This window comes from Sphingomonas trueperi (genome assembly GCF_011927635.1).
Classification (GTDB): domain Bacteria; phylum Pseudomonadota; class Alphaproteobacteria; order Sphingomonadales; family Sphingomonadaceae; genus Sphingomonas; species Sphingomonas trueperi.
The window spans coordinates 69,067-84,897 of record NZ_JAATJB010000007.1; the positions used below are offsets into that span (position 1 = coordinate 69,067).

Genomic DNA, 15,831 nt, shown 5'->3' on the forward strand with positions numbered 1-15,831 from the left:
GTCGGCTCTGGCGTGATTCAAGCTCGGGATGTGGACGCGAGAGAGCCGAGGCCGGATGGCTGGATTTGAGCGGCGAGCGAAACGCTATCCGATTTGACGGATGAGGCGCGGCGGTTCATCCAGCCGTTCCCGTCATCGGTTCCGAAACGCAGGCGAAAGGCGAAGACCGATCTTCGCGAGGTGCTCGACGCATTGGGGTACCTTGCCCGGACGGGTGGCGGCTGGCGGATGCTGCCAAACGACTTTCCGCCCTGGCAGACGGCATATTGGTGGTTCCGCCGCTTCGTGCGCCGGTTGCTGTTCCGCACGATCCACGACGTCACGCTGATGCTCGATCGCGAGCGCGAAGGGCGCGAGCAGAGCTCGAGCGCCGCCCTTATCAACAGCCAGTCGATCAAGGCGCCAGCGGCGGGAAAGCGTGGGTTCGATGCCGGCAAGAAGGTCGTCGGTCGCAAGCGCCACACGCCGTCGAGACAGACGGCAGGCTGCTGACGGTCAACCTCACCACCGCCGACATTTCCGACAGTGCCGATGCCCAGGCGATCGTGGCGGCCATCCGCAAGCGGTGGCCGTGGCGCAAGCACCTGTTCGCCGATGGCGCCTACGATCGCACCCGCCTCATGGATGCTGCCGCGTATCGCCACTTCGTGCTGGAGATCGTCCGTCGCACCGACAAGGGTCCCGGCTTCAACGTCCTGCCCAGGCGCTGGGTCGTCGAGCGCACCTTCGGATGGATAACCAGATGGAAGCGCCTCGTCCGCGAGTACGAGCAGCGCCTCGACGTCTCCCATGTCATGATCCAGGTGGCTCTCAGCAGCCGCATGCTGCGCCGGATCGTACATCCCCGAATATTCTCAAACCGACTTTTAGAGTCGAATGCCAGAAAGATTTGCTGCAAAAACGACACAATGTCGGGTGCTGCTGTAGCGAACCAAAGTGGTTCTCCGCCGCCGACTCCCGCGACGTCGTCGCGCTTCATAAATCCGCACCCCGGTGCCAAGCGCCGCCTCCAGCCGTTCCAGCCGCTCGATCGGCGCGGGGTGGGCGAGCAGCGATACCGCGCCGTGGCATGTCCGCAGCGCCTGGGAATCGGGGCTCATGCGACGCCGAACGGCACGACGTGGTTGGTCGAGACATGCCCGATCGCGCAGCGGCCGAGATAGGGGACGCCCATCTCCTTGCACCAGCGCAGGATCATCTCGTCCACCGTCTCGCCGAAGGGCGGGTCGTTCTCGGCGATCGCGGTCACCGCGCCGAGGCGGATGCCGGCGATGCCCTTCAACTGCTCGGCATGGGCCATATTGAACAGCATCCGGTCGATCCGGTAGAGCGGCTCGTCCACTTCCTCGATCATCAGCACATGGTCGGTGAGGTCGGGCAGGTACTTGCTGCCGATCAGCGCGGTCAGGATCGCGAGGTTGAAGGCGGCGGCGGGGCGCCCGTCGGCCAGCGCAGGGTCGAGCCCGCGGCGGTCGCGGTCGATCAGCCAGCCGAGCGCCCAGCCGGTATCGACGCCGGCATCATTCTTGCCGATGCTGCTCGCCATCGAGGCATGGACCGGATGGCCGATTCCGCGGGCGTAGAGCGCGCCGAGCAGGAAGCCCATGTCGGAGAAGCCCATGTACGTCTTGCGCCGGGCCGCGTCGCCGAGGTGCGGCATCACCGCGTCGAGGATGCGGTTCGAGCCATAGCCGCCGCGCGCGAACCAGATCGCGTCGATCACGGGATCGTTGGCGAACTCCAGGAAGGCCGCCGCGCGCTCGGCATCGGTGCCGGCGAAATGGCCCGCCGAGAGATAGCATTGCGGGTGGAACACGATCTCGTGCTCCGGGTAGGTGAGCGCCATGAATGCCGCCATGCGGGCAGACGATTCCCGGGTGACTGGCCGCGCCGGCGCGACGACTCCGATCCGCATATGCTTGTATGGTCTCCTCGCTTCGCCGATAGCGTGCCCATGCAGCATGGCAAAGCAACCTTCTTCGTAGGAATCGGCGGTTCGGGGATGATGCCGCTGGCGATGATCCTCGCCGGCCGGGGTGCCCGGGTCTCGGGTTCGGATCGCAGCCTCGACGGCGGGCGGCTGGCGGCCAAGTTCGACTGGCTGCGCAGCCGCGGCGTCGGCCTGTTCCCGCAGGACGGCAGCGGGGTGCAGTCGGCCGAGCAGGTGGTCGTCGCCTCCGCCGCGATCGAGCCGACCGTGCCGGACATGGTGCGCGCCGCCGAACTGGGCTGTACGCGGATGTCGCGGGCCGAGTTGCTGGCGAGCCTGTTCAACGCCTCGTCGTTGCCGATCGGCGTGGCGGGGACCAGCGGCAAGTCGACCGTGACGGGGATGATCGGCTGGATCCTCCACGCCTGCGGGCGCGACCCCACCGTGATGAACGGCGCGGTGATGAAGAATTTCGCAGGACCCGATGCGCCGTTCGCGAGTGCGCTGGTGGGCGCGGGAGACGCCTTCGTCAGCGAGGTGGACGAGAGCGACGGCTCGATCGCCAATTACTGGCCGCGGATCGCGGTGCTCAACAATGTCAGCCTTGATCACAAGTCGCTGGAGGAATTGCGACTGCTGTTCGGCGCCTTTGCGGGCAAGGCGGCGACGACGGTGGTCAATGTGGGCGATGCCGAAAGCGCCGCGCTGGCGGCGGGGCTCGATCGCGGGCGGACGCTGACCTTCGCGGTGGAGGCGGACGCAGATCTGATGGCGCGGAACCTGGCGCCCGAGGCCTTTGCGATCGGCTTCGACCTGGTGCATGGCGAGACGGTGCGGCGGGTGCGGCTGCAGGTGCCTGGGCGGCACAATGTCGCCAATGCGCTGGCGGCGATCGGCGCGGCGACGGCGGCCCGCGTGTCGCTGGCGGATGCGTGCACGGCGGTCGAGGGCTTCACCGGGCTGCGGCGGCGCTTCGAGCTGGTCGGCACGGCCGGCGGGGTGTCGGTGATCGACGATTTCGGGCACAATCCGGACAAGATCGCCGCGACGCTCGATACGCTCCACGCCTTTCCGGGAAGGTTGCTGCTGCTGTTCCAGCCGCACGGCTATGGCCCGCTCAAGGTGATGCGGCGCGAACTGGTCGCGATGTTCGCCACGAAGCTCGGGCGCGAGGACCTGCTGGTGCTGCCGGACCCGGTCTATCAGGGCGGAACCGTAAGCCGGGAGGTGACCAGCGCCGACATCGTCACCGATGTCGCGGCGACCGGCGCGCAGGCGCTGCACATCCCCGGCCGCGAGGCGGCGGCGGCGCATCTGGTGGCGCAGGCGCGCCCGGGCGACCGCATCGTGGTGATGGGGGCGCGCGACGATACGCTCAGCCAGCTCGCCGAGGACATGGTGGCGCGGCTCGGCACGTAAATTCCTCCCCGGCACGGGGAGGACCTGGCATTGTCAACTACGCTTGACATGTAAAGCGTGGTTGACGTAAAGCTTGCTTGTCATCGGACAGGAGCTTGCCATGCAGCTGAAAACCCCCGCCGCCCGCCGCTATCTCAAGCGCTTCGTTCCGACGATGATCGGCTATGTCGTGACGGTGATGACGACGAGCCTTTTGGTTGCCTGTTTCCAGCCGACCGGCGCTGCGTTGATCGCGCTCTCGATCCTGCTGGCGATATCCATCATCGCCATGCTCGTGGTGATCGGGCTGTACGTCCGCGAGGAAACCGACGAGTATCTGCGCCAGCGGATCGTCACCGCGATGCTGTTCGGCATCGGCGTGGTGCTCGCCGTGTCCGCGGTGCTAGGCTTCCTCCAGATCTACCATGCGATCGGCCAGATCGACGTGTTCTGGGCGTTCCCGATCTGGTGTGCGAGCTGGGGCGCCGCCCAATGCCTGATGGCTTGGCGTGACCGGGTAGGATTCGACGCATGAACAACTGCCTCCGCGTGCTCCGCGCCGAGCGGGCGTGGAGCCAGCAGCATCTCGCCGACCTGCTGGAGGTTTCGCGCCAGAGCGTCAACGCCATCGAGACGGGCCGCTACGATCCCTCGCTGCCGCTCGCCTTCAAGATCGCCGACCTGTTCGGTCTCGCGATCGAAGAGATTTTCGTCAATCCAGCCAAGGAGCCTGGCCAATGAACCGCCATCTGCGCTGCCTGTGCCGCCGGGACAACCGGCTTCCCTGGTTCGCCATCCTCCTTGCGCTGCTGGTGGCCAACGCCTTCTTCAAGCACGCGCATGCGGCGCCGGTGCGGGCGATCGCCACGCCCGCCGACACGCTGGTGCAGATGGACCATATCTCGGTGCAGGTGCTCGGCCGCGGCAGCCCGGTGGTGCTGATCCCGGGCCTGTCCAGCCCGCGCGCGACCTGGGACGGGGTGGTGCCCGAGCTGATCAGGAGCCACCGCGTCTATCTGGTGCAGGTCAACGGCTTCGGCGGCGAGGATCCGCGCGGCAATCTGCAGCCCGGCATCCTCGACGGCATCGTCGCGGATCTCCACACGCTGATCGCGACCCGCAAGCTGGGCGCGGTGCCGGTGGTCGGCCATTCGATGGGCGGGCTGGTGACGCTGATGCTGGCGCGCGCGCATCCGGGCGATGTGCAGAAGGCGCTGGTCGTCGATGCGCTGCCGTTCATCGGCACCCTCTTCGCCCCCGCTGCCACGCCGGAATCGATCAGGCCCCAGGCGGAGATGATGCGTGCCCAGATGACGAGCCTGTACGGCAAGCCCATTCCCGAACAGGTCGGCCGGATGATCGCGCGGCAGAATGCGCTGAAGCCCGCGTCGCAGGAAACGGTCGCCGGCTGGTCTGCCCGGGCCGACATGCGGGTGAGCGGACAGGCGCTTTACGAGGACATGACCACCGACCTGCGGCCGGTGCTGCCCAAGATCCTCGCGCCGATTACCGTGCTCGTGCCCTGGACCGAGGCGCGCGGCGGCGAGGAGAAGGTCCTCGGGCTCTACCGCGCGCAATATGCCGGGGCGCCCAACGCTACGATCCGCGGCGTGGGCGACAGCGGGCACTTCCTCATGCTCGACCAGCCGGCGGTGTTCGAGCGGGCGCTGATGACCTTCCTGAACTGACGAAGCAGGAGCGCGGCGAGGCCCGCGCTCCTGCCAACGACCTCACACCGCCCGCAATGCATTCTCGAAGTCGGCGATCAGGTCGTCGGCATCCTCGACGCCGATCGAGATGCGGACGAGGTTGTCGGTGATCCCCAGCGCCTGCTTGCGGTCCTCGGCGACCGACAGGTGGGTCATCCCCGCCGGGTGCGAGGCGAGCGTCTCGGTGCCGCCCAGGCTGACCGCCAGCTTGGCGATCTTGAGCGCGTCGAGAAAGGCGAACGCCTCCTTCTCGCCGCCCTTGAGGTAGAGCGAGAAGGTCGATCCCGCGCCGGTGCAGTGGCGGCGATAGATGTCGGCCTGGCGCTTGTCCTCGCCGCGCTCGAGGAAGCCGAGATAGCCGACCTTCTCCACCTTGGGATGTGCCGCGAGGAATTCGCACACCTTCGCGGCATTCTCGCCCGCGCGGCTCATCCGCAGCTCGAGCGTCTCCAGCGAGCGGAGCAGCATCCAGGCGGTGTTGGGGTCGCAGATCGTGCCGATCGTGTTGCGCATCAGGCGGATGGTGTTGATGTGCGCCTTGGTGCCCAGCACCCCGCCCGCGACCAGGTCCGAATGGCCGCCGGCGTACTTGGTCAGCGAGTAGACGACGATGTCGGCGCCTTGGCGCAGCGGCTGCGCCCAGAGCGGGCCGAGGAAGGTGTTGTCGATCGCGATCGGCGGCTTGGTGTCGCCCGTGAAGATCGCGTCGCGACTGGCGGCGACCGCCTCCACGTCGACCAGCGCGTTGGTCGGGTTGGCGGGGCTCTCCAGATAGATCAGCGCGACGTTTCCGGTCGCCGCCTTGGTCAGCACCGCGTCGATTTCCTCGCGGGTGGCGCCCGCCGGGAAGTCGAGCCAGTTGACACCGAAGCGGCCGAGGATCCGCGCGATCAGTGTCTCGGTCGCCGCATAGAGCGGGCCGGAATGGACGATCGTGTCGCCGGGCTTGACCATCGACAGGAACAAGGTGGCGATCGCCGACATGCCCGAGGAAAAGGCAAGCGCGTCCTCGGCCTCTTCCCAGATCGCCAGCCGGTCTTCCAGGATCTCCTGGTTCGGGCCGTTGAAGCGCGAATAGACCAGGCCCTCGGCCCCGCCCGGGCGCTTGCCGGTCACGCCCTCGAAGTGGCGCTTGCCCGCCGCGGCATTGGGGAAGACGAAGGTGGAGGTGAGGAAGATCGGCGGCTTCAGCGCGCCTTCCGAGAGCATCGGATCATAGCCATGCCCCATCATCATCGTCGCCGGCTTGAGCTTGCGGCCGCCGATCGTCTCCACCTCGCCCTCGGGGCGGGGGCGGGGGGTGCCGCCGGTCAGATCGGCTTCGGTGGCGTCGGTCATGTGCAAGCTCTCCGGTGCTGTGTTCTACGATTGGTTACGAGTGTAACCACTTCGGGCGGGCAAACCAGCCAAGTCGGTAACCGCCATCGCGCAACATCGTTTCGTCTGCGCGACATGGCAGACCCCTATCCGTTCGGATATACTGACATGAGCGGCGGGATCGATCAGTGTGGATGGACTAATCCATTTCATCGATCGCTCTGGCCGTGCGAGGCTTTGCGCAGATCATAGCCCGAACCGCAAGGAGATGCCCGAATGAACGCCGAATCCCAATGCCCGATGCATGGCGGCAAGATGGAGGGTAACGCCGTCCTGTTCGAGATGACGAACCGGACCTGGTGGCCCAACCAGCTCGACCTCACCGTGCTCCACCAGAACCCGCCCGCCGGCGATCCGATGGGCGCGGACTTCGACTATGCCGCCGAATTTCAGAAGCTCGATCTCGCCGCGGTGAAGGCCGACATCTTCGCGCTGATGACCGATTCGCAGGATTGGTGGCCGGCGGACTTCGGACATTACGGCCCGCTGTTCATCCGCATGGCGTGGCACAGCGCTGGTACCTATCGCGTCGGCGACGGGCGCGGCGGCGCGGGCTCGGGCACGCAGCGCTTCGCACCGCTCAACAGCTGGCCGGACAATGCCAATCTCGACAAGGCGCGCATGCTGCTCTGGCCGATCAAGCAGAAATACGGCCGGGCACTGTCCTGGGCCGATCTGCTGATCCTCACCGGTAATTGCGCGCTCGAATCGATGGGCTTCAAGACCGCCGGCTTCGGCGGCGGCCGCGCCGATGTGTGGGAGCCGGAGCGCGACATCAACTGGGGCCCCGAGCGCGAATGGCTGCAGACCAGCGAGAAGCCGGGCGGCCGCTATTCGGGCGAGCGGGACCTGTCGAACCCGCTGGCGGCGGTGCAGATGGGCCTCATCTACGTCAATCCGGAAGGCCCGGACGGCAACCCCGATCCGCTGCTCGCCGCGCACGACATCCGCGAGACCTTCGCGCGCATGGCGATGAACGACGAGGAGACTGTCGCGCTGATCGCGGGCGGCCACACCTTCGGCAAGACCCATGGCGCGGCGGACCCCAGCCAGTATATCGGCCCGGAGCCGGAAGGCGCGGGACTGGAGATGCAGGCGCTCGGCTGGGCGAACAGCTTCGGCAAGGGCAATGCCGGCGACACGATCACCAGCGGCCTCGAAGTCACCTGGACCGAGACCCCGACCCAATGGGGCATGGGGTTCTTCAAGAACCTGTTTGAGTATGAGTATGAGCTGACCAAGAGCCCGGCCGGCGCGCACCAGTGGGTGGCGAAGGACGCGGGCGAAGTGATCCCCGATGCGCATGATCCGTCGAAGAAGCATCGCCCGACGATGCTGACCACCGATCTCGCGCTGCGCTTCGATCCCGCCTATGGCCCGATCTCGCGCCGCTTCTACGAGAATCCGGAAGCGTTCGCCCATGCCTTTGCCGAGGCCTGGTACAAGCTGACCCACCGCGACAGCGGCCCGCATGCCAAGCTGCTCGGGCCGGAAGTGCCCGCCGAGCCGCGCCTCTGGCAGGATCCGGTGCCGGTGGTCGACCACCCGCTGATCGACACGGCGGACGTGGCGGCGCTCAAGGCCGAGATCCTCGGCTCGGGCCTGTCGATTTCGCGACTGGTGAAGACCGCCTGGGCCTCGGCCAGCACCTATCGCGGCACCGACAAGCGCGGCGGCGCCAATGGCGCGCGGATCCGGCTTGCCCCGCAGAAGGACTGGGCGGTGAACGAGCCGGCCGAGCTGGCCAGGGCACTGGGCGTGCTGGAGGGCATCCAGGCGAAGTTCAACGGCGCCCACACCGGCGGCAAGAAGGTATCGCTCGCCGACCTGATCGTGCTCGGCGGCACGGCGGCGGTGGAAGCGGCGGCGAAGAAGGCGGGGCACGCCCTGGCGCTGCCCTTCGTGCCGGGCCGCACCGATGCGACGCAGGATCAGACCGACGCGCACAGCTTCGAAGCCCTTGAGCCCAAGACCGACGGCTTCCGCAACTATGCCGGCGACACGATGGGCTGGTCCGAAGAGGAACTGCTGGTCGATCGCGCCGCGTTGCTGACGCTCACCGCGCCGGAGATGACCGTGCTGGTCGGCGGCCTGCGCGTGCTCGGCGCCAACCATGGCGACTCGAAGCACGGTGTGTTCACCGATCGCCCGGAAACGCTGACCAACGACTTCTTCCGCAACCTGCTGACCACCAGCTTCACTGCCAAGTGGACGGCACAGGGCGACGGCAGCTTCGTCGCGACCGATCGCAAGACCGGCGCGGCCAAATGGACCGGCACCCGCGTCGACCTGGTCTTCGGCTCCAACTCGCAGCTGCGCGCGCTGGCCGAAGCCTATGCGACCGACGATGCCGAGGCGGCGTTCGTCGAGGCGTTCGGCAAGGCGTGGACCAAGGTGATGCACGCCGACCGCGTCGATCTCTGATCCAAGCAAAAGGGGCCGCCTGGCAATGCCGGGCGGCCCCTCTTTTCGCTTCAGGTGCCCTTAGTAGGTGCCCTTGAAGCTCGAATTCAGATTACCCGTCGTGCTCCAGTCCTGCGACCGGCTGTCCGTGGTGGTCTGATCCGTGGTTGTCGCCGTCGACTTGGACTTGTCCTCGCCGAACATCGCGCCCGACTGTTCTTCGTCGCGCCAATGGTTCTTGGCTTCGTCGGCGGTCTTGCGCAGCGTCACCTTGTCGTCGACGGTCTGGATCCAGCGCGACGGGATCGAGTGGTGGCGACCGTCGGCATCGGTGTCGTTCTTGGTCAGGATGATGCGGTCACCCCGCACCTTGTCGACCGTGCCGACATGGCTGCCGTCCGATCCCAGCACTTCCATATGCTCGGTCACGCGGCGGAGCGCGTCGCGCTGGCCGGTCCGCTCGGTGCGGAAGCTGTCGAACTCGTTGTGGAAGCGCTGCGCGTTCTCCCGACGATATTCGTCATAGTCGCGGTCGAATTCCTGGATCCGGCTGCGGCGCCATTCGCCATAATGGCTGTCCGACGCGCCTTCGTTGCGGGCCTGCTGCTCGTCATTGCGCTGGTCCTGGCGGCGGCGGCGTTCAGCTTCCTCGTCGCCGAACCACGAGCGGACCTCGTCGCCGGCGCGGTCGAAGAAACCGCGGTCGCGGTCATAGCCGCGCAGGTCTTCGCCGCGATTGCGGTCATAGCCATAAGCGCTGCGGCCCTGGTCCTGGCGGCCGTAGCGCGACCGATCCTGGTCCTGCTGGCCATAGCTGCGCGCGAACGAGTCGCGGCTGCCCCAGTCGCTGTTGCCATAGTTGCGCTGGCCATAGTCGCGGTCGCGGTCCTGGCCCGAATAGCTGCCGCCATAATTGCTGTAGCTGCGCGAGCCGGTGTCGCTCCAGTCGTTGTCACCACCGTCCCAGCCGCTGCGCGCCTGGTCGCGCTGGCCATAGCCCTGCGCCCCGTAGCGCGAGCGATCCTGGTTGCTGCGCTCGCTGCGCCCGCGGTTCCAGTCGTCGCGCTGGTTGCGGTCGCGCCCGCGGCCATATTCACCGGCGGCGGCATAGTCGCGCGCGCTGCTATAGGTGTAATCGCGGCCCGCGCCGTAATCGCGACCATAGTCGCCCTGGCTGCTGCTGTCGTTATACCCGGTGGGGCCATAGGGGCCGTAGCGATTGTTGCGGTCGTCCATCGTATCTCTCCTGCTGAGATTTCGGCGGCTGCGGCATGCTTGCCGTCACGCATCGTCCAAGCGAGCGGAGGGGCGGATGGGTTCCCCGAATTTTAACCTGCGTCACAGGCACTTCGTCGCCGGCGATACGAATCCTGCGCGAAGATGCGACAAGCCAGTTGCATCGCCCGTTTGGGCTCGCTAAGGGGAGCGCCTCCCGGGCCAGCCCGGGACCAAGGCGGCGGGGCTGTAGCTCAGATGGGAGAGCGCTGCAATCGCACTGCAGAGGTCAGGGGTTCGATTCCCCTCAGCTCCACCAGCCGCCTTTTCCTTCTCCCGGACCCCTGAAGATCAGCCCGCGAGCGCCAGTCGCAGCGCCACGCGCAGCCCCGGCCCGGCATCTTCCAGCGCCAGCGTGCCGTGATGCAGCCGCGCGATCGCCAGCGCGAGCGGCAGGCCAAGGCCATGTCCGCGCGTGTGCCGGCTCGCATCCAGCCGGCCGAAGCGGCGCAAGGCGCGCTCGCGTTCCGCCAGCGGGATGCCCGGGCCGTCGTCCGCGACGCAGAGCAGCGCCGTGTCGCCGTCGCGGCGCACGTTCAGCCGGATCGTCGTGCCCGGGGGCGTGTGGGTCACGGCATTTTCGATCAGGTTGACGATCAGCTGGGTAAGGAGGCGCGGGTCGCCGTCCACCGGCACGGCCGCCGCCGGTGCAGGCGCCGCGAAGGTTCGGCCGTTCTCGGTTACCAGCAGTTCCAGGCCCTCGCCCACCTCGGCTGCGAGCGCCGCCAGATCCAGCCGTTCGAATCCCGCCCGGCGTTCGCCGCCCTCGATCTCGGTGATGCGCAGGATCGCGGCGAAGATGGCGAGGATCTCCTCGCTCTCGGCTACCGCCTCGCCCAGTTCCTCGCGCACCGGTGCCGCCTCCGGGGCGTCCGCCAGCGCCGCCAGCCGGCCGTGCAGCCGGGCCAGCGGTGTGCGCAGGTCATGGGCGATGTCGTTGGAGATGCTGCGCATGCCGGCCATCAGCTCGCCGATGCGATCGAGCATGCGGTTGAACGTCACCGCCAGTCCGCCGAACACGCTGCCCGGCTGCTCCACCGGCACGCGTGCGCGCAGATCGCCATCGATGATCGCCTCCGCCGTGCCGCCGATCGCGGCGATGTTGACTCGGATCGCGCGGATCAGCGCGAAGGTGCCGATCAGCAGGAGCGTCATCACGGCGCCGAAGCCGATCGCCAGAATGCGTCCCCGCTTATGGTCATGCTGGTCGATCGGCTCGCTCTCCGCCACCAGCGCGAGCGTGTCGCCGCCCGGCAGCCGCTTCACCCAGGCGCGACCCCGGCTGAGGCCCGGGATCGCAGCGTCGCCCGTTACCGTCGAGACACCGATGGGCAGCGAATGCGCCGGCGTGATGTTGCCGGCGATCACCCGCCCCTGGGGGTCGCGCAGCAGGAAGCCGATATCGGCGCTTTCGCGCTCGGTGCGTTCGCGGGCGATGCGGCGGACGATCTCGGGCACCCCCGCGCCGCCCTCCAGCAGCTCGCGCGCCTCGCCCTGCAGGCGGAGATCCACCTGATGGTCGATTGCATCGAGCAGCGCGAGATAGACGCCCAGCCCGGCAAGCGCCGTCGTCGCCGAGAGCGCAAGCGCAAAGGCGATCGCGATCCGGCCGAGCGAACGGAGGCGTCGGCGCGGCACCGCTCAGGCGCGGAACATATAGCCGACCCCGCGTACCGTCGCGATGGGATCGGGCAGGCCCGGCATCTCCAGCCGCTGGCGCAGCTTGAGGATATGGACGTCGACGATGTTGGTGGCCGGCACGAAGTCATAGCCCCAGACGCGTTCGATCAGCATCTTGCGCGAGAGCACGCTGCCGGCCTCGCGGACCAGTTCGGCGAGCAGCCTGAGTTCGGTCTTCTGCAGCTCGATCGGCTTGCCGGCGCGGGTGACGCGGTGGCGGAGCACGCTCACCGTCACGTCGCCCGCGGCCAGCGTGGCATTGTCGGCGGCGGGAGCACTGCGGCGGCGGAGCACCGCGCGGATGCGGGCGTTGAGCTCGTCGATCTCGAACGGCTTGACGATATAGTCGTCGGCGCCGGCCTCCAGGCCTTCCACCCGCTCCTGGGTGAGCCCCAGCGCGGTGAGCAGGATCACCGGCGTCTCCACGCCCTCGGCGCGGATGCGGCGGAGCACCTCGACGCCCTCGATCGCGGGCAGCAGGCGATCGAGCAGGATCGAGTCGAACTGCGCCTGGCCCAGCGTGGCGATCGCGGCGCGGCCGTCGGCGACCGCTTCCACCGTGTAGCCGAGTGTGCCCAATTGCCGGACGAGCAGGGCGCTGAGCTGGGCATCGTCCTCGACGACGAGGATGCGAAGGGCGGCGGGGGACGGGTCGGACGGGGACTGCATGATCGGCATCCTTAGGGCGGACGCCTGTTCCTAACCTTACAGTCCGTGCAGGTCGACCCGCCGCGCGCGGGCCGGCGCCGCGTCGAAATTCGCTCTCTCAGCCCTTGGGCCGCTGGGCGAGCAGGCCGATATGACGCTGGACGATTGGCACCGCCGCGGCGGCAAGCGCCTACGGGCGACGGCTCGCGTTCTTCGCAGTGCGGCGGTCACTCCGCCAACACCCGTCCCACCCGCACCAGCGCGCCATCGGGATCCGACACCGCGAACTCGTACGTCCCCCACGGCATCGCATGCGGCGTGCCGGGCTGGATGATCGCCTCGCGCACGCGGTCGGCCACCGCGTCAACGTCGTCGACATAGAGGTACAGCCCGAAGGGATTGTCCGGCGCCTGGGGCGTGTTCGGTTCCTCCCGCAGGTGCAGGTGCCAGCCGCGGCCGTCTTCCAGGATGCGGTAATGGCCATGGTCGCTCGCCACCTCCAGACCCAGGCGGCGGTAGAAAGCGGTGCTCGCGTCGAGGTCGCGGCAGGGCAGGATGGCGACGATGTGGTGGCTGGCGTCCATGCCCGCAGGCTATGCCCGCGCTGCCCCCCGCACTACCCCGAAATCCCCCCGCCCCTGCCCTTTTCGCCAGCGCTTGCCTATATCGCACCCGCGCGGGCATAAGCCGCGCTCCATTCACACCCAAGAGAAGGGTTCTTCCCGTGTCCGAGATGTTCCGCATTACGCTGCCCGACGGTTCCGTCCGCGAGGTAGCCCCGGGGACTACCCCGGCGGACATCGCCGCGGCGATCGGCCCCGGCCTCGCCAAGGCGGCGCTCGCCGCGCGCGTCGATGGCGAACTGCGCGACATCGGCCGCCCGTTCGAGGGCGATGCGCAACTCGCGCTCGTCACCGCCAAGGACGAGGCCGACGCGCTCGAGCTCGTGCGCCACGACTATGCGCATATCCTCGCCGAAGCGGTGCAGCATCTGTTCCCAGGCACGCAGATCACCTTCGGCCCGTCGACCGACGACGGCTTCTACTATGACTTCGCCCCCAAGGACCGCCCCTTCACCGAGGAGGACCTGCCGGCGATCGAGGAGGAGATGCGCCGCATCATCGCGCGCGACGAGCCGCTGATCCGCGAAGTCTGGTCGCGCGCCGACCTGATCGCACGCTGGACGGCGCAAGGGGAAAGCTTCAAGGCCGAATGGGCCAAGGAGCTCCCCGAGGGCGAAGAGCTGACCGTCTACCGCGCCGGCAAGGGCGAGGACGCCTGGCTCGACATGTGCCGCGGCCCCCACCTCGCCTCCACCGGCAAGGTCGCGGCGGATGCGTTCAAGCTCACCCGCGTGTCGGGCGCCTATTGGCGCGGCGACCAGAAGAACGCGATGCTCAGCCGCATCTACGGCACCGGCTGGCTGAACAAGAAGCAGCTCCAGGAGCATCTGACGCGCCTGGAAGAGGCCGCCAAGCGCGACCACCGCAAGCTCGGCGCGGAGATGGACCTGTTCCACCTCCAGCAGGAGGCGCATGGCTCGGTGTTCTGGCACCCCAACGGCTATGTCATCTACCGCGTGCTCGAGGATTATATGCGCCGCGCGGTCAACGGCGCGGGCAGCAAGGAAGTGAAGACCCCGCAGGTGATGGACGCGCGCCAGTGGGAGCAGTCCGGCCACTGGGGCAAATATCGCCAGAACATGTTCGTCATCCCCGACGAGACCCCGAACATCGAGGACGAAGGCCCGATGGTGTCGGACGACGTCCAGTGGATGGCGCTCAAGCCGATGAACTGCCCGGCGCACGTGCTGATCTTCAAGCAGGGGATCAAGTCGTATCGCGACCTGCCGATGCGGCTGGTCGAGAATGGCTGCTGCCACCGCAACGAGCCGCACGGCGCGCTGCACGGGCTGATGCGCGTCCGCCAGTTCACCCAGGACGACGGCCACATCTTCTGCCGCGAGGACCAGATCGTCGACGAGGTGAAGGCGTTCTGCGCGCTGGCCGACCGGGTCTACAAGCATTTCGGCTTCACCTATGCGATCAAGCTGGCGCTGCGGCCCGAGAAGCGCTTCGGCACCGAGGAGATGTGGGACCAGGCCGAGAACGAGCTCCGCGACGCGGTGGTCGCCGCCGGCCTCGCCACGCCCGAATATGGCTGGGAAGAGCTGCCCGGCGAGGGCGCCTTCTACGCGCCGAAGCTGGAATGGCACCTCACCGACGCGATCGGCCGCACCTGGCAGGTCGGCACCATCCAGTCGGACCGGGTGCTGCCCGAGCGGCTCGATGCATCCTATGTCGGCGAGGATGGCGAGCGCCACCGGCCGGTGATGCTCCACCGCGCGATCTTCGGCTCGTACGAGCGGTTCATCGGCATCCTGATCGAGCATTTCGCCGGCAAGCTGCCGACCTGGCTCGCGCCGGTGCAGGCGGTGGTCGCGACGATCGTGTCCGACGCCGACGACTATGCCCGCGAGGTGGTGGCGAAGCTCCAGGCTGCGGGCATCCGCGTGGAGAGCGACCTGCGCAACGAGAAGATCAACTACAAGGTGCGCGAGCACTCGCTCGCCAAGGTGCCCAACCTGCTGGTCGTCGGCAAGCGCGAGGCCGAGGAGAGCACCGTGGCGCTCCGCGTGCTCGGCAGCCAGGGCCAGACCATGCTGACGCTGGACGAGGCGATCGAACGCCTCAAGGCCGAAGCGCTGGCGCCGGACCTGCGCTGACCGACCCCGCAATCCCCCTCCCGCAAGCAGGAGGGGGATTGCTGGAGGCGAGCGCTACGCTACCTCGCCTCGTCACTGCAAAACTGCTATCCTCCGCCCATGACGCTGTTCCAGAACATGCGCCGGGGCCTCCTCCCCGCTCGCCTCACGGTCGAGGAGATCTACGATCTCACAGAAGCCGGGATATTGCCCGAGCAGGATGATTTCGAGCTGATCGAAGGGGAGATCATCCCGATGGCAGGAGCAAAGGCGGATTGGCACGAGATCATGAAGTCTCGGCTGAATCGCGCCCTTGTGCCGGCGATGGCCGGCGATGCTCGCCTGTTCGTCGAGGCGTCGGTCACCCTGTCCGAAGACACGCTCGTCCAGCCGGATCTGGCAGTGTGGACACGCGACATACGGCCCCGCGCCGTGCGAGGCCCTGATATCCTGCTGCTGATCGAAGTCGCCGACAGCTCCCTGGCCTATGACCTGCGCGTCAAGGCGCCGCTCTATGCCAGATACGGCGTGCGCGACTATTGGGTGGTCGACGCGATCCGCCAGACGATCCGCATCCACCGCGCGGCCGAGCATGGCGTCTACATCGATGTCGAGGAATATGAGGGGCACGATCCGGTCACGCCGCTGCTCTTCCCGGACGTGACCATCCGCCTCGACACGCTGGATTGAGCGGGCGGCACGAAAGC

13 protein-coding genes, 1 tRNA gene and 1 pseudogene are annotated in these 15,831 nt (G+C 67.7%); 9 read left to right on the forward strand and 6 right to left on the reverse strand.

Annotation, left to right across the window (positions count from 1 at the left end; translation table 11 throughout):
• Positions 1-28: 28 nt before the first annotated feature.
• Positions 29-845: pseudogene (locus GGR89_RS12595) on the forward strand (IS5 family transposase); the annotation flags it as partial.
• Between the two features lie 251 nt (positions 846-1,096).
• Here GGR89_RS12595 and GGR89_RS12600 read toward each other — a convergent pair.
• Positions 1,097-1,915, reverse strand: coding sequence for an LD-carboxypeptidase (locus tag GGR89_RS12600; protein WP_125978282.1), 819 nt, complete (start codon positions 1,913-1,915; stop codon positions 1,097-1,099).
• Between the two features lie 39 nt (positions 1,916-1,954).
• Here GGR89_RS12600 and GGR89_RS12605 point away from each other — a divergent pair, with 39 nt between their 5' ends.
• The 4 genes from GGR89_RS12605 (at position 1,955) to GGR89_RS12620 (ending at position 5,016) form a co-directional block, all read left to right on the forward strand.
• Positions 1,955-3,349 carry a glutamate ligase domain-containing protein gene (locus GGR89_RS12605; protein WP_125978284.1) on the forward strand — a complete coding sequence of 465 codons (1,395 nt, stop codon included), beginning with the start codon at positions 1,955-1,957 and terminating at the stop codon, positions 3,347-3,349.
• Between the two features lie 100 nt (positions 3,350-3,449).
• Positions 3,450-3,863 carry a hypothetical protein gene (locus tag GGR89_RS12610; RefSeq protein ID WP_125978286.1) on the forward strand — a complete coding sequence of 138 codons (414 nt, stop codon included), beginning with the start codon at positions 3,450-3,452 and terminating at the stop codon, positions 3,861-3,863.
• The gene (locus GGR89_RS12615; protein WP_125978288.1) at positions 3,860-4,069 is read left to right on the forward strand and encodes a helix-turn-helix transcriptional regulator; all 210 of its coding nucleotides are present in this window, start codon (positions 3,860-3,862) and stop codon (positions 4,067-4,069) included. The genes GGR89_RS12610 and GGR89_RS12615 overlap by 4 nt, the downstream gene beginning before the upstream one ends.
• Positions 4,066-5,016 carry an alpha/beta fold hydrolase gene (locus GGR89_RS12620; protein ID WP_241218084.1) on the forward strand — a complete coding sequence of 317 codons (951 nt, stop codon included), beginning with the start codon at positions 4,066-4,068 and terminating at the stop codon, positions 5,014-5,016. Before GGR89_RS12615 ends, GGR89_RS12620 begins: the two co-directional genes overlap by 4 nt.
• A gap of 42 nt (positions 5,017-5,058) precedes the next feature.
• Here the strand turns inward: GGR89_RS12620 and GGR89_RS12625 are convergent, their stop codons facing one another.
• On the reverse strand, positions 5,059-6,375 hold the full coding sequence (locus tag GGR89_RS12625; RefSeq protein WP_125978290.1) for a cystathionine gamma-synthase family protein: 1,317 nt from the start codon (positions 6,373-6,375) through the stop codon (positions 5,059-5,061).
• Between the two features lie 255 nt (positions 6,376-6,630).
• On the opposite strand from GGR89_RS12625, the gene katG reads away from it, so the two are divergent.
• Positions 6,631-8,838, forward strand: coding sequence for a catalase/peroxidase HPI (gene katG / locus GGR89_RS12630; protein ID WP_125978292.1), 2,208 nt, complete (start codon positions 6,631-6,633; stop codon positions 8,836-8,838).
• A gap of 60 nt (positions 8,839-8,898) precedes the next feature.
• Here katG and GGR89_RS12635 read toward each other — a convergent pair whose 3' ends face one another.
• Positions 8,899-10,053, reverse strand: a complete 1,155-nt coding sequence (locus GGR89_RS12635) for a DUF2171 domain-containing protein (RefSeq protein ID WP_125978294.1) — start codon at positions 10,051-10,053, stop codon at positions 8,899-8,901.
• Between the two features lie 222 nt (positions 10,054-10,275).
• Between GGR89_RS12635 and GGR89_RS12640 the strand changes: the two genes are divergently transcribed.
• Positions 10,276-10,351: transfer RNA gene (locus tag GGR89_RS12640), tRNA-Ala, on the forward strand.
• 32 nt (positions 10,352-10,383) lie between these two features.
• On the opposite strand, the gene GGR89_RS22790 is transcribed toward GGR89_RS12640, so the two are convergent.
• The 3 genes from GGR89_RS22790 to GGR89_RS12655 form a co-directional block, all read right to left on the reverse strand.
• Entirely contained in the window at positions 10,384-11,730 is a 1,347-nt protein-coding gene (locus GGR89_RS22790) for a sensor histidine kinase (RefSeq protein ID WP_125978296.1), read from the reverse strand.
• A 3-nt stretch (positions 11,731-11,733) separates the two neighbouring features.
• The gene (locus GGR89_RS12650; protein ID WP_125978298.1) at positions 11,734-12,441 is read right to left on the reverse strand and encodes a response regulator transcription factor; all 708 of its coding nucleotides are present in this window, start codon (positions 12,439-12,441) and stop codon (positions 11,734-11,736) included.
• A 206-nt stretch (positions 12,442-12,647) separates the two neighbouring features.
• Complete coding sequence (locus GGR89_RS12655) at positions 12,648-13,004, reverse strand: VOC family protein (protein WP_125978300.1); 357 nt, start codon at positions 13,002-13,004, stop codon at positions 12,648-12,650.
• 149 nt (positions 13,005-13,153) lie between these two features.
• On the opposite strand from GGR89_RS12655, the gene thrS reads away from it, so the two are divergent.
• Both thrS and GGR89_RS12665 read left to right on the forward strand, forming a co-directional pair.
• The gene (thrS, locus tag GGR89_RS12660; RefSeq protein WP_206434325.1) at positions 13,154-15,145 is read left to right on the forward strand and encodes a threonine--tRNA ligase; all 1,992 of its coding nucleotides are present in this window, start codon (positions 13,154-13,156) and stop codon (positions 15,143-15,145) included.
• A 99-nt stretch (positions 15,146-15,244) separates the two neighbouring features.
• The gene (locus GGR89_RS12665) at positions 15,245-15,814 is read left to right on the forward strand and encodes a Uma2 family endonuclease (protein ID WP_125977158.1); all 570 of its coding nucleotides are present in this window, start codon (positions 15,245-15,247) and stop codon (positions 15,812-15,814) included.
• Positions 15,815-15,831: the final 17 nt, after the last annotated feature.